This is a genomic window from Microcystis aeruginosa NIES-843 (genome assembly GCF_000010625.1).
Classification (GTDB): domain Bacteria; phylum Cyanobacteriota; class Cyanobacteriia; order Cyanobacteriales; family Microcystaceae; genus Microcystis; species Microcystis aeruginosa.
This window is the reverse complement of record NC_010296.1, coordinates 4,003,177-4,018,480: the sequence shown is the minus strand read 5'-3', so window position 1 is coordinate 4,018,480 and position 15,304 is coordinate 4,003,177. Positions and strand designations below refer to the sequence as shown.

6 protein-coding genes and 2 pseudogenes are annotated in these 15,304 nt (G+C 39.2%); 5 read left to right on the top strand and 3 right to left on the bottom strand.

Annotation, left to right across the window (positions count from 1 at the left end):
• Positions 1 to 206: 206 nt before the first annotated feature.
• Positions 207 to 6,344, top strand: coding sequence for a translocation/assembly module TamB domain-containing protein (locus tag MAE_RS18915; RefSeq protein ID WP_012266996.1), 6,138 nt, complete (start codon positions 207 to 209; stop codon positions 6,342 to 6,344).
• Positions 6,345 to 6,495: 151 nt separating this feature from the next.
• On the top strand, positions 6,496 to 6,987 hold the full coding sequence (locus MAE_RS18910; protein ID WP_012266995.1) for a GNAT family N-acetyltransferase: 492 nt from the start codon (positions 6,496 to 6,498) through the stop codon (positions 6,985 to 6,987).
• Here MAE_RS18910 and MAE_RS18905 read toward each other — a convergent pair.
• The 3 genes and pseudogenes from MAE_RS18905 to MAE_RS18895 all read right to left on the bottom strand — a co-directional run.
• Positions 6,967 to 9,345 (bottom strand): annotated as a pseudogene (locus tag MAE_RS18905) (plasmid replication protein, CyRepA1 family); the annotation flags it as partial. The gene MAE_RS18910 and the pseudogene MAE_RS18905 overlap by 21 nt on opposite strands.
• A gap of 6 nt (positions 9,346 to 9,351) precedes the next feature.
• Positions 9,352 to 10,338, bottom strand: coding sequence for an IS30-like element ISMae39 family transposase (locus tag MAE_RS18900; RefSeq protein WP_012266743.1), 987 nt, complete (start codon positions 10,336 to 10,338; stop codon positions 9,352 to 9,354).
• 96 nt (positions 10,339 to 10,434) lie between these two features.
• Positions 10,435 to 11,100, bottom strand: a pseudogene (locus MAE_RS18895) (DUF3854 domain-containing protein); the annotation flags it as partial.
• An 819-nt stretch (positions 11,101 to 11,919) separates the two neighbouring features.
• On the opposite strand from MAE_RS18895, the gene MAE_RS18890 reads away from it, so the two are divergent.
• The 3 genes from MAE_RS18890 to MAE_RS18880 all read left to right on the top strand — a co-directional run bounded on the left by MAE_RS18890 (position 11,920) and on the right by MAE_RS18880 (position 15,301).
• Complete coding sequence (locus MAE_RS18890) at positions 11,920 to 14,232, top strand: ribonucleoside-diphosphate reductase subunit alpha (protein ID WP_004162793.1); 2,313 nt, start codon at positions 11,920 to 11,922, stop codon at positions 14,230 to 14,232.
• Between the two features lie 62 nt (positions 14,233 to 14,294).
• Positions 14,295 to 14,786, top strand: coding sequence for a DUF29 domain-containing protein (locus tag MAE_RS18885; protein ID WP_079210015.1), 492 nt, complete (start codon positions 14,295 to 14,297; stop codon positions 14,784 to 14,786).
• 38 nt (positions 14,787 to 14,824) lie between these two features.
• Complete coding sequence (locus tag MAE_RS18880) at positions 14,825 to 15,301, top strand: DUF29 domain-containing protein (protein WP_012266989.1); 477 nt, start codon at positions 14,825 to 14,827, stop codon at positions 15,299 to 15,301.
• The last annotated feature ends 3 nt before the right edge of the window (positions 15,302 to 15,304 follow it).

Genomic DNA, 15,304 nt, shown 5'->3' with positions numbered 1-15,304 from the left:
CCAGCCATTCGAGTCTTAGGCTAAGATGGGGAGAGAGGCTTTTAATTGGCCGCAGCCCTTGACTTCCTCACAGGATTTAAGCCCAATAATTGCCTAAAAAATGGCAATTAATCGATTGAGGGCTATCAGTGCCGCGGTGAATTATCATAGTTCATTAGCTCTGGTGAGCCATTGCCCTTTCTTTGGTGTGTGTGAGGTAAACAATTATGAGTAACTCCCCTGGCGATCCTTCTCCTCGTCCTAATCTTTTTCTGAGTATCGGTCGATTTGTCCGCCGGCCTTCTACTTTAATTGTCGGGGGAATTACTCTCCTAGGAATTACCTCCCTTGGCTATTTTACGACTCGTTATTTAGTTTATGAACGTCTAACCCCAATTTTAGACAATATCTTCAGTGAAATGCTGCACAGACCTGTCAGGGTAGGTAAGATAGAGGGCTTTTATTTTAATCGCATTCGTATCGGTAAATCGGAAATTCCAGCTACGGCCAATTCTGCTGATAGTTTATCTATTGATGCGATCGAATTGGGATTAAATCCACTGCCCTTACTTTTAGGTCTGCCGCTGCCGGTTGATGTCAAGTTAATTAATCCCAGTATTTATCTCGATCAGGATAAAAATGGTCAATGGCTCGATAATTTAGATAAAATATCTAGTAACTTTGATCGGGAGGCACCCATTAGGTTAAATCTGGGTTTTCAGGTGGAGAAGGCAGCTATTAATATCCAACCCTATGCCCTGAAAAAACCGATAGAAATTAAGGCCGATGGTCAAGGAAGATTTATTGATAATCAAAAGCAAAATCTCACCTACGATTTCAGCGCAGAAATCCTCAAAAGTCAAGTAAAAATTCAAGGAGAAACGGCGTTAAAAACGGGTGAAAGCCTAACTAATCTTCAGATCGACCGTTTAAACTTAAGTGAACTATTAACTTTAATTCCTAATCGCAATTTTCAATTAAATCAAGGACAAGTAAATGCTAATATTGCTCTCAATATTCCCAGTTGGGCAAAGCTAAATCAAAGTCAAGGTAATGGCAATTTTCAGGTGACGGAAGTAGCGGGAAAATTCCAACCTTTCCAGTATCCAATTAAGCTAACAACTAAGTTAAATTTACAGGGAGACAAAGTATTAGTTGAACAAGCGACCGCAACTATTGGCAAGATTAAAACTGAGGTGAGAGGAGAAGTAAATTGGCAAACTGGTTATCATCTCAAGGTCGCTCTAGAATCGGTGGATTTACAACAACTTTTAAGAATTATTTATCTGCAATCACCTCTAGATTTACGGGGAGAAGCACGATCTACTTTTCAAGTGACGGGAAAACTAGATCAACCTCTAATTAAAGGAACCGTTAGCAACAGCAAACCGATTATTTTTGAGCAAATTCCTATTCAATCAATAACCAGTAATTTTCAAACAAATCTCAATCGTCTTAATTTAGATAAAATTCAAATTAAACCCGTCGCAGGTGGAGAAATTAAAGGAGAAGGAAAATTGCAGTTAAATATTCTGCAATCCCTGCAAAAAAATCAACCTCTTGACGGGACAAAAATGCCAATTAATTTGAATTTACAAGCTAATTTTCCCACGAGAAAAATTTTATCTCAACTGGCAACAATTCCCGCTAAAATTAATATAAACGATCTGCAAGCTAATATTAAAGCTAGGGGTAGTTTAGGACTGCCACAATTATTAATTAATTGGCAAATACCCAGGGTTAATCAGTCAGGATTAATCAATGTTGCTGGGGAGGGTAAAGTATTTTTAGGGGGCAACAAAATAAATTTAACCGATACGGTCATTAAAACAAATGGCGGCAAACTACAGGTTAATGGTAATGGTGATTTTACTAGCAAATTAGTCCAAGCAAAAATCACGGGTAATAACTTTTTATTGACTCCTTTTGTGCCTATCGTTTGTCAATATTTGGATAGTATTTGCCCCTACCTAAAAACCTTAGAACCCTTAAATTTAGAGACAGCTAATATTCAAATTAGTGGCAAAATTGACCAAATCAATGTTAATACCTTAAACGGAATTACTAACTTAAGAATTAGCGGTAAACAAGGCACAATTTCAGTCAATAGTCAAGTATTGCAAGGAAATCTTCAGGCTAAAGCTGTCCTAGCGGGATTGCCGATTAATTCCCTATTGCCTAACTTACCAACTCAGGTTGAGTTACTGCGATCGCAAATTAATTTACAAGGTTATTTAGGAGAATTACTAAATAATAAAAATAATATTTTCAGCAGTTGGCAAGGTCAAGGGAATATGGAGTTATTAGTAGATAATAATCCTTTAATTGCCACAGCCAGACTGAATCGAGGTTTTCTGACAGGAACAGTCAACACTGGGGGAATTAGTCTCAATCCTCTAGTGGAAAATTTAACAGTTCCCGTTAGTTTAGGCAGGGCAAAAATCAGCTTTGCTGGCAGAATAAATGCTCTGATTAGCGGTACTTTAACGGATTTACAAACTTGGCGCGGAGAGGGAGATATACAGTTATTTGTCAATAATCAATCCCTAAGAACGACAACCCAACTGGAACAAGGTATTTTAAGCGGTATAGTTAATACGGCTGGCATTAACTTAAATCCGTTTTTACCCAATATAAATATTCCTGTTAGTTTAGGAAAAACCCAAGTCAATTTCACTGGTGCAATCAAGGAATTGTTAGCGGGAAAAATCCCTAATTTGTCCACCGTCAATGCTAGGGTAAATACTCGGTTGTTAGTGGATAATAATCCGATTAATACTGATATTCAGTTAAACAACGGTATTTTTAATATTCTCGGTAGCTTAGAGAATTTTCAGACTAATATTCCCATACCGTTGCATATTTCCCAAACCAGGTTTCAAGCAGCAGGAAATGCCCAAACTATTTTCGATTCCCTGCAAGAAAAACGACTCAACTTAAGCAGTATCAAAGCAGTTTTTAACTCTCGTATTAATCTAGCTAAAGGAGAAATTAAAGCTAAGGCACAACTGAATAATAATTTCTGGCAAAGTGATATTATTGCCGCTAATCTCGATCCCGCTGCCGTACTAAGACAATTACCAGCAATAAAATCAATCTCGATTCCAAAATTAGATTTTAGTGCCAATTTAGCGGGAAACATTAAAGAAATTTGGCAGGGAGTAACACCGATTCAGGTTAATAATCTTTCGGCACAGTGGGGAGAAAATAGCTTTGATGTGCGAGGAAATATTCTTTTAGCTAATCTTATCAGTCAACCCGATATCGCTGAGGTTAACTTAAATCTACAGGCAAAAACCGACCTTGCTACTGTACCGCTAACTCAGATTATATCGCTTTTACCGATCGATCCTCGTTTGAAACCCAGAGAATCGACACTGACAGGGAGCGGAGAATTTCAAGGACAAATCACAGGAAAAAATCTCTTAACTGCTTGGCAAAAAGTGGGAAATATACAAATCAAAGGAGATATAAATTTAGCGAATTTTAGCATTAATGATCGACCCTTTGAACCTATCTTAAAAGGAAGTATGCAAGCAGGAATCGGTCAAAATATTAGTTTAAATCTGCGAGGAAATCAGGACATTATTGACCTAACTTTCGATCCTTGTCAACAAAATAATTGTCTGCTGCCCTATCTTCCCTTAGGGATAAATATTCGCCAAGCTTTTGGAAATAAAACTCCTTTTTTAGCAACAGCTAAACGAAGCGGCGAAAATTTAAATGTTCAGATTGCCGATTTTCCCCTAGAAATCCTGAAAATATCTCCCACGGCAGCCTACAATGTTCCAGGGATTATTGCTGGACAAGTGAATGCTAATCTAGACATCAATTTATTTAACTTACAGGGACAGGGACAACTAGAGATTAACCGACCTAGTTTAGGTAACTTAATCGGGGAAAAATTAACGGCAAATTTGGTTTATCGGGATTCTATAGTTCAACTGCAAGAAGGTAGTTTACAAGCGGGTGCAAGTCAATATAATCTGCAAGGTTTATTTAATTGGCAAACCCAAGCAATAGAAGCTAAACTCAGGGTAGATCAAGGTTATATTCAAGATTTATTATCAGTTGCTAGTATCTATGATTTAACCAGTTTAATCAACCTTTTCTCCTCCGAGAGTAACCAGGCTATTCAACTTAGTCCCCTAGGAGTAGGTGACTCCGAAGCTTCCCTAGCACAACAGGTAAATTTGCGGGCAAAAATTGAAGAAATAATCCAGCAATTAGCAAGGGAAAGAGGGGTAGTCGGGATACCTTCTGAACTAGATTTTCGCGGCCGTTATCAAGCAAATATAGCCTTAACTGGGACTTTAAAAAATCCCGATCTTACCGTACAATTTCAGGGCAATAGATGGGAATGGCGACCCCAAAGACCGACGGTAAATATTGTTAACTCTCTGGGAATTGTCACCACCGATACCCAATTAATTCCGATTGATGAAGTAACAATTAATCTTAACTTAAATCGTCAGTTGCTCAGGATAGAACCGATTAGATTAAAGTCACGAGATTCTTCCGTATTTTTAGCGGGTGATTTTTCCCTAAACAAAGTAGAGGGAACTTTTGCCGTGGAAAATCTTTCTCTGGATCTCTTGAGAAATTTTGTGCAGTTTCCCTTGGATGTATCTGGTAGTCTAAAAACTCAAGGACAAATTGCAGGAACCTTATTAAATCCTCGTATTCAGGGTAATTTTGCCTTTATTGACGGTGCAATTAATGCCCAAAATATTAATCAGGATATAATTGGTTTATTTACCTATAATCAGTATCGTTTTGATTTGCGGACAACCTCCTCCGAATCAATCCAAATCTATGCCAGCATTCCCTATCCTCCCTTACCGGGTAATGATCAATTAAAAATCCAAGCAAAATTGGGAACCGATGCAATCAAATTAATCGAAGCTATCAGTCAAAACACCATCGAATGGGTTAACGGTGAGGGAGAGGTAGTTCTTTCAGCGACGGGAAGATTAGATATAAAAGAGGGCTTAAAAATCAAAGATTTAGAAGCAAATGGTATAGTTACTCTCGATAATGCCGCTATCCGCAGTGTTGCTTTTCCAGAGATTTTAACCGTAAATGGCCGCATTGGTTTAACCCCTGAAAGCTTAACAGTAGAGGAATTACAAGGCTCGATCGCTGACAGACAAATTTCTGTGGTGGGAGTTTTACCTTTCTTTAAAGCCATCAAAAATAATCCTAATCCCTTAACAGTTAATATTCAAGAGGGAGATATAGCAATTAATGGTCTTTATCGGGGATTAATTGCTGGGAATGCCATGGTAACGGGAACAATTCAGCAACCAATTATCGGGGGGAATGTGCGTCTTTCTAGGGGTAAAGTTTTTCTTCCTCGCACCGCAGAAATTAATCAAGAAACGGATAAACCAGTGAGTCGCTGGCTGCAGCCTCTCAACATTCCTCAGACGACAAATATTACTCCAGTTTTAAATAATTTCCAAGTGTCTTTAGCAGGATTATCAATCGAGCAAGAACCTTTGTATCAATTTGATTTTAGTGGTGCTTTAACCTTGAACGGTCCGCTCACTCCACTGGAGAAATTACAAACTAATGGAGTGATTAATCTCGAGCGAGGACGGGTTAGTTACATCGATACTCGTTTTCTTCTTAACCGACGCAATCAAAATGTTATTGTTTTCGATTCTAGTCGCGGGTTGGGACTTTTTAATCCCTTTGTTGATATTCAACTGCGAACAATTCTCAGCGAATTTTCTCAATCTCGCGATTTTGCTATCTCCCGTCCGGGGGGGGATTTTCCTAGCAATGAAATTCCCGATGATAGCCTCAATCGCATTCAAAGGATCGATGTCACCCTCAGCGTCGAAGGGGAATTAAACCGCTTGCTACCAAATTTAGGACGTAATATCAATGAAGTGTGCCAAATTCGTCCCGATAGTCCACCTTTTCCCCTAGAGGAAAACTATACAGATACAGAATTACAAAAAGCTGCTAATTGTTTACAAGCAGTGGCTTTTGCTAGAGGTGAAGATGAGGGATTGCTTAATACTCCCCTAGTTAAATTAACCAGCACTCCCCCCCGCAGCCAAGGGGAAATCGTTCGACTTTTGGGGGAACAATTGCTGTCGGTTTTTAATGGTTTACAGGGGAAAAATACAGAACAATTAATTCAATTTGGAGTGGTTCAGTTGGCGATTCCCCTCTTAGCTCAAGGAGTCGTGTATGATGTGGAGAATGCGGTTAGTAATGCGATCAGGGCAACGGATTTTAATATTCTTCCCAATTTGGAAACCGTCTATCGAGTCAATTCCCAGTCTTTTATCCGCTTTTCCTACGATTACAATTTGAATGAGTTTACCGTCCGCTATCAAACTCAATTTTAAAGTAAGATTGAGAGATATAGCAGAATTCAGAAGTTAGGAGACAAGGCAAAATTAGGTTATACTTTATCCTGAGAATCAACCGGATAGGTAGATAGAAAATAAGAAATATTATCTTTTGACTTTTGACTTTTGACTTTTTACTTGATATTCTATGATTATTCGCGAGGCCAAAGAAACAGATTTACCAACAATTATCGAGATTTATAATGCTGCTGTTCCCACTCGCAAGGCAACCGCAGATTTAAAGCCTATTTCCCTCGAAAGTCGGCGAGAATGGTTTAAAAAGCACAATCCTGAACAGTATCCCATCTGGGTAATAGCGATCGAAGGTCGGGTGGTGGGTTGGCTGAGTTTACAGATGTTTTATGGTCGTGTCGCTTACCAAAAAACGGCAGAGGTTAGTTTATATATTGCCCCCGATTATCAAGGTCGTGGAATCGGTAAATTATTAGTAGAATATGCCCTGAATCGCTGTCCCAAATTGGGTATATCTAATCTTATCTGTATTATTTTTGCCCACAATCAAGCCAGTATTCGTCTCTTTGAAAAATTCGGCTTTCAACGATGGGGTTATTTACCTCAAATTGCCGATCTAGACAATTTTCTGGCTGATGTGGTCATTTTAGGCAAAAAAGTCGCTTAAATAGACAATTTTCCCCATAGCTAGACTAAATTCTAGACTTAATTGAATATAAGCATTTTCTGGTTCGCCTAGAGATGGTTTCTGGGTGAGAGAAAAGAGATAGTCCTCATACCAAATCTCAGAACTTCCCGCACATTTTTCATCTCTAAATAACCATTGTTTAAACACTTGTTCTCTACCATCATGAGGGGCAACAATCTGATAAACTTTTAGAGATTTTTTAGCAATTCTCTGGCTGCCCTTGCTGGTTAATTCATAACCTAACAAGTTCAAACAATTACGAATAATCGTCAGAGGACGGGAAGTATTAGAGAGGTTAATCTTGGTGATAGTTTTAATCTCGTTGCGGTTTTTAATGGCGATTTCGGCCATTTTTTGTAAATCGGCATCATGATTAGTTAATTCTCTTTCAGGGTTAGCTAATAATACGGGAATTCCTAACACTTCTAACGTCCCGATGATCACTCCTAATTGACTACCATTAAAATCGGGAATAAACAAACTTCCGTGACCTGATTCTATCAGTTTACGCGCAATTAAAGCATCTCGATCGCACAAAAATTGTCGCCCAATTGTCAAAAAGTAATGTAGGCGTAGTTCTTGATACCATCCTTGATCATCTTTAATCACTAATTGCGGTGTGACGGGGATTCCATAGCGTTTGTATAGGTCATATTTCCTGATAATTCTCCTTTCTTTCACTGACTTAATTAACTGTTTTTTTAGCCAACGATATTCTGATTCCGTGATCTCAGAAGCGCTGGCAATGGCCTTGCATTCAGAACGATAATTATGTTCCCTAATTTCTTCAATTGCTGCCGTTAACTGATTATTTATTTCTAGTTCTTCTTCCTGATTCCGTTCTTTAATTCTATGACCTTCTGCTTGTAAAATACCTAGAATTGACTGACGATAATTAAGCATATAAGCATTTACTCGCACAGCCATTTTTGCCCAGCAGAGGAGAGATTCCGCTTGAAAAGTTGTATCTAAATCCTCCAGAGATTCTAAATCTGACTGGTGTAATAAGCGAATATTAACCTCCGTTAGTCGGTGTCCAGAGGTGAGAAGTTTGGGGATAGAAGTGGAACCATTGCCCACCTGATTAAATCCGTACACTGCTGACCAAATATAACGAGGAATATTCTCTCTAATTCTCCCTAAAAATTGAGCGATAGAAGTGGGAGTTTGAATTCCCTGTGCTAAACACCAAACCGAGGTAAAGTGTTGCTGAATATCAATACTAATTCCCGTTTCGATCGCAGGACTAGCTAGAACTATATCATAGTTAAGCAACAACTGATTTAAATTGCCAATCGCTTGATAGGCAGCGTGACCATAATCTGGCAATGACTCTGAATCTATCCGCAGAATTTTCTTCTGAGGGAATTGCTTTCTTAGATAAGATTCTAGGGTAATTGTCCCCCATTTGCTGGTTAATTTTTGTGCCGATAGACAAACAAAAGGTTTTCCTCCCTCTTTAATATGTTCAACTAAATCCTTAACTAGCTGTTGGGGAGTATTATCAGAGTAGTTATAAACTTGCCAAGCTTGCTGATAATTAGGTTTCCACTCGTTACTAATCAAGAAAGTTTCTAGTTTAATAGCCGCTAGAGAAGTTAAGTATTCTAGGGAAATATCACTTAAATCAGCATCGGCAACTAGGACTTTGCCCCCACTGCTGACCACAGTTTGCAGCAGGGACTTTAGGGATCTTAAAATTGCCACACGATTAGTTTTACAAGTATCCCCATTTAACCCATGCCATAGAACCTGTTCGATCTCATCGATAATAATGATAGCTTCTCGCCAATCTTCCGCTTGAAATTTAGCTTGTGATTGGGGATGGAGAGAGTCAATACATAAACCATAACCGTAAATTTGTGCCGCAGGATTGTCCCTAACTTGACTGATATAGTTTAAACCAAAGCGTTGACATAACTCCTCCACCAGTTTCACCCGATGACCGATAACTAAAACTTTTTGTTGATTGGCAATAGCCTGTTTAACTATCTTGGCTAAAAACTCAGTTTTCCCCGTACCTTTAGCCGATTTAATCGCCATTAACTGCGCTGATGTAGGGATGGCAATATCTGGCAAGTAACGGCTATTTAACTCTAGATGAGGTGGGAGAGTTAAACTATTTAAACTCGCTGCCTTCCAAATTTCCCAAGAGGTAGCTTTTTGATAGACTTGTTGGAAGTAATCTTCCCCTCGATTGATTAGTAAATCATCCACCCCTTTACCGTCAGCAGCATCCCAAGTAACCACCTTTACCTCACAGTTAGCCTGACTGAATAGATAACCCATTCTCTGTAAAGCTAAATTAACCGCTTGTTGGGTTTTTGGTTTAGTTTGGCCAATTCAAGTCTGAATTGCATCACTGTCTGATCTACCTTTATAGAATACCTCATTCGGGGTACGATAGTCAAGACATTTTCGAGGACGATTGTTAATCAAGTTTACGGCTATTTCCACCTGCTCTGGCTTAACAATTTTAAAATTCGTTCCCTTGGGAAAAAATTGTCTTAATAGTCCATTAGTATGCTCGTTTAATCCCCTCTCCCAAGAATGATAAGGAGTAGCAAAATAAAAATCTGCTCCCAATTTCTGACTCAACTCTTGATGTCCACAAAATTCTTTGCCGTTGTCACAAGTAAAGGTTTTTCTTTTGTCAGGGTGAATCTCTTGAAAAAGTTTTTCTGTGACTCTATTGATTTCCGATGCGGTTTTGTTTTTGGCTAATCCTGCTACTAGAAATTTCGAGGCCTTGTCTACATGAGTAACGAGAACTCCTAGATGATTGCCTCCAATCATTGTGTCACTTTCCCAATGACCGATTTCAGTTTTCTGGTCAGCAATTACTGGTCGCTCGCTGATATCTACACGCCCTGGAATCCCTCCACGCTTACTTTTTGCTCCGCCTCGACTCTTTCTTTGACAAAGCCCCCGGCGTAAATATTTCTGGTACTCTCCACATCCGTGATAGTTCTGATAGATCATTTGATAGATGGTTTCGTGACTGAGAGATTCTTGACTGGCTCTTTTCAGACGACCTGCTATTTGTTCGGGACTATGATAATCTTTCAATCCTTCTTTGACCAACTCTAAGGCTGACTCGCTGACATTTTTAAAGGGTTGTTTGGCATTTTTTCGCCTTGTCTCGCTTTGAGCTTGTGCTGTGTCAGGTAGATAGCAGCCAAGGGAACTTTGATTCCTTTTTAATTCCCGTGATATTGTGCTTTGATGACATCCGAGCCAGACGGCCATTTGCCGTTGAGATAAATTTCCCTCCTGACTAAGTTGGTAGAGCAAGTTTCTTTGTTCTATGTTAAGATGTTGGTGGCTCATTTTTGGGTCTGATTTGTTTTTGTTAATGATCAGACAGTACCTGATGAGCCTTTCTTTGTCAACTCTTGAGGTTGATGCGTTTCATTTTTGAATTGGCGTTTCTTGATCAAAAACTAGATAAATCTTTCGTCCGGAATTAGCTAATTTTTCCAGCTGCGGAATTAGATGAGATTTGCCGATTCTCCTACCTAGTTCGTCCTTGGGAGTACGATAACCATTGTGAATCCCTGGTAAGGCAATTGTCACATAACCTGCTGTTAGTAATGCCCCCGCTTTTTTCGCTCCTTCCGTAAGACAAATAGGTATCTCTGGATGTTTGATTACCCAAGACCAAAAACCGAGATCCTCTTGCTTATTATCCACTTCTTCAGTTAAAATATTAATACTGATAGACTGGGCTATCCTTTGCCAAATTTTCAGGGGAACCCGCAAAGCAAAGACTCCCGTAGGGGTTTGGGGGGGATGTTCGTACTTAATCGGTTTAGCCTTATCGAAGCTTAAACGGGGAAAATCGGGCTTAAAACAGCCCCAAAGGTCATAATTACCAGTTAATAAGTCAATTCCTGAACACCACCAACCGCCTTGACTGGTATGTTCATAACGCTTGAGAATACTATCCCTAACCCTGCCATCATTGCGTCGCGGTAATTCTTGGGAGTAGAGTAGGTATTCACTGGGAGATAACCCCGCTAAACTGGTGACATTGAGATGGATTAACTCCGCGTCCACCCCGCTACCACGCCATTCTTCTAAATATTTCATCCTTGTCCTCTACTCGCTAGACGCTATATATAGCGTTTTTGTCCTATTATTCTAGCGGTAAGCCACTAAATAGCGAAAAGAGAAAATTTCCTCTCTCAGAGGTTCTCAGAGGAAATTTGACTTTTAATCCACTCTTGTCTTAAATTATCGAAAAGTTAAGTAGTCGTGCAAAAGGAGACAGGAGACGGGAGACAGCAGACAGCAGACAGCTATCAGTTATCAGATTTGAGTTTTAAGTGTGCAGTATTAATACTAAATCCGTTGAGCATAGGCTACATATCAGGACAGGCACTCATGCAAGAGGCAAAAGGCAAAAGGGGGAATACATAATCAGTTTTTAATAACTGGATTTAGTATAAATAGAAGTTTCCTACTATCTTTTCACTGAGCAGTGATTACTGTGTACTGATCACAGCAAAAGGCTGACGGTTTAGATGTGTAATTAATTTTGCTTAGGTACTTAAGAACAAAACTATACCCATAAGCTATCAGCCATTAGCTAAAGTCTGACCACAACCTCCTCAGCAGTCAAGCAGAATCGGATCAAAAGGATTTTGTCAATCTGTTTTTCCTATCAAAGAATAGTTCTTTTGTCAAGCATACAAAAGAACTGTTTTCTGGGAAAAATCAAGAATTTTTTCCAGAAAATGTCATCCAAAAGACTGTTTTTAGGGAACAAAATAATCCTGGCTATACCATATATAGAGTGATAGGATTATTTAACACGCTAGATGTTGTGTTTTCCCAGAAAATCTGATAGAATATTCTAGTACAAATAGATTAATTTGTCAAGTTTTTTAACGCCGCAATTTTCCAATTATGCAATCGAAGCCCTTGACTACTGCCGTTTCCATTCACAAAAATAACGAAGTAATACCCTTTCGTTCTACCCCTTTAGCTAATATGGGCAGCCATGGAATTAGAGTGATTCGGCGCGATGGTTCCACCACAAGCTTAAATATCGGCAAAATTCGCGACGTGGTAGAGTGGGCTTGTGAGGGCAAAAAAGTCAATTCAATCGCCTTAGAAGCGGGTTTAACCACACGCCTGCGGGATGGGATTACCACTAGGGAAATACAGGATAATTTAATTAATTGCGCTCTAGAAATGTGTAGTCCAGAGGAACCGGATTGGCGCTATGTGGCGGGAAGATTGCATATTTGGAGTCTTTGGAAAGATACCTTAGTAGCCCGGGGTTATCAGTACGGAAATTACGAGAAAACTGTCAAAACTCAAGTTAAAAAGTTGCTATACGACGAAAGGATTCTCATCTATTCCGAGGCAGAATTAAAAGAAGCTGGTTCTTGGATTAATTCCGATTGGGACATCGATTATGATTACGCAGGGGCATTGTTAATCACTAGCCGTTATTTACTCAAAAATGAGTTACCCCAAGAGGCATTATTAACCTGTTCCTTGCTGCTTGCCACTGTGGAAGAACCAGCTAATAGACTCCCCTGGGCGAAGAAATTTTATCAAGCGATTGCTCAAAGAAAAATCTCTCTCGCCACCCCAATTTTAGCCAATTTACGCACTCCCAAAGGTTCCTTAACCAGTTGTTTTATCCTCTCCATTGACGACAGTTTAGAAAGCATTTTCGACGAGATTACTAATGCTGCCCGCATCTCAAAAAATGGTGGCGGTGTCGGGGTGAATGTGAGTAGAATTCGCGCCACTGGTAGCTGGGTAATGGGGAAAGCTAATGCTTCCGGGGGGATTATTCCTTGGATTAAATTACTCAACGATACAGCTATTGCAGTAAATCAGGGGGGAAGACGCGCCGGGGCAGTAACTATCGGTGTTGACATCTGGCATTTAGATGTGCCAGAATTTCTGGAAATGCAGACAGAAAACGGTGATCAAAGACGTAAAGCTTATGATGTTTTTCCCCAATTAGTTATCACCGATGAATTCATGCGTCGGGTGATAAATAAAGCCGAGTGGACATTAGTAGATCCCTACGAAGTTCGCAATAAATTAGGTATAGAATTAGCGGAACTATGGGGGGAAGAATTTGAAGAGGCCTATCGTTTAGTAGAAGCTAATTTAGATCAAGAGATTCTCCTCTATAAAAAAATCAATGCCCGAGACTTATTTAAAAGTATCATGCGTTCCCAAGTAGAAACAGGAATGCCCTACATTGCCTTCAAAGATACCATCAATCGCGCTAATCCTAATAAGCACGATGGCTATATCCCCGGTGTAAATTTATGCACGGAGAGTTTCTCGAATGTCACCCCCGATAAAACTGCCCATTGCTGTAATTTAGTTAGCCTTAATTTAGCCAATATCGACAGGGAAGAAATCGAGTCTAATTGTCAAATCGCTGTCAGGATTCTCGACAATACTATCGATATCACTAATCCTCCCTTTGATAATGCTAAAAACCACAACGATAAATATCGCACTATTGGGGTAGGGGCGATGGGATTGGCTGACTGGTTAGCTAAACGGAAATTATCCTACAATAACCTGTCAGAAATTAGTAATTTATTTGAAGAAATTGGCTATTGGTGTACCTATTCCTCGATGGAATTAGCCAAAGAACGCGGTGCTTATCAAGCTTTCTTGGGTAGTGAATGGAGTCAAGGTAAATTAATCGGAGCAAAACCAGTGGCATGGTTTTTAAATAATGCGGTGCAACCGCAAAGATGGCAACAATTAGCAACAGATATTCAACGATTTGGCATCCGTAATTCCCATATTACCGCCATTGCTCCTAATACTTCCTCTAGTTTGGTACAGGGATGTACCGCTAGTGTTTTGCCGGTTTATAGTCGCTTTTTCTACGATAAATGGGCAAAGGGAACCGTTCCCATCGCACCACCTTTTATTGAAGAAGCTTTCTGGTTTTATTCAGAGAACAAAAATCTCGAACAGCAGCAAGTGGTGAAAGCGATCGCTACTATGCAAGAATGGATCGATACGGGGATTTCTATGGAGTTATTATTCAACCTCAATGAAGGGGTTTATTTCCCCGAAGAACCCAACCGTTGTCTCACTGCCAAAGATATCTTTGATACCCTAGTTATGGCCTGGGAATTGGGGTGTAAAGCGATTTATTATATCCGTACCGTACAAAAGGACAATTTTCGAGAGTCTGACGATAGTTGTTCTAGTTGCGCTAATTAAGGTTAACTTCGGTGGGCAATGCCCACCTTAATTTTTTTACATCAAAGATTAGGACTGATAAAATGAGTTTTATTGATCACCTAATCACAGCTATGGATAAGACTTTATACGAACAGGATTACTATCTCTGGATAGAGAAAACCATATCTTTACTAGAAAATCATCAATTTTCCGATTTAGATTTAGATAATCTCATCGAGGAGATTAAAAGTATGGGTATCAAGGAAAAACATACCTTAACAAGTTTATTGACTAGAATAATCCAACATTTGCTGCAACTCGCTTATTGGCAATCGGAAAGCCAATATAATGCTAATCACTGGAAAGGAGAAATTACTATTTTTAGAATTGATTTATGGGAAGTTCTTGATGATAATCCAAGTTTAAAGTCCTATCTAGAGAATAGTTTTGATAAATGTTATCAGTCAGCCCTTCGTATCCTAGCTAGAAAAATGGGAGTAAAAATCAATACTTTGCCCAGGGAAAAAATTCTCACTCTTGCCCAAGCTTTGGATGATGATTGGTTTCCTGAATATGAGGATAATAATAACTGATGATTTGGTTGGATTATAGTTAATTAAGGTGAGGGACTATGGAAACGAACTTATACGAACAGGATTACTATCTTTGGTTAGAGAAAACCATATCTTTACTAGAAAATCGCCAGTTTTCTGAGTTGGATTTAGAAAATTTAATTGAAGAAATCAAAGATATGTCCAGAAGAGAACGTCAGAAGTTAGAGAGTTTACTAACTAAACTCTTGGAACATTTACTTAAATTAACTTATTGGCAATCTAAGCGCGATTACAATAAAAACAAGTGGCGACGTGAGATTTTAAATTTTCGCATTCAAATAAAAAGAATTATTAGCAACAAAAAGGATGGAACTTATAATACAAACTTAGCATCTTACCTCACCGAGATTCTTGAGCAATGTTATGAGGATGCTTGCCATCTATTTGTCGAAGGTTATGGCATCGATAAAAGACTTTTAAGTGCTACACCTATGGGAGCAATCGACCAAATTTTAGATGAAAATTGGTTTCCTGAGTTTCTCGGAGAGGATTAAGCA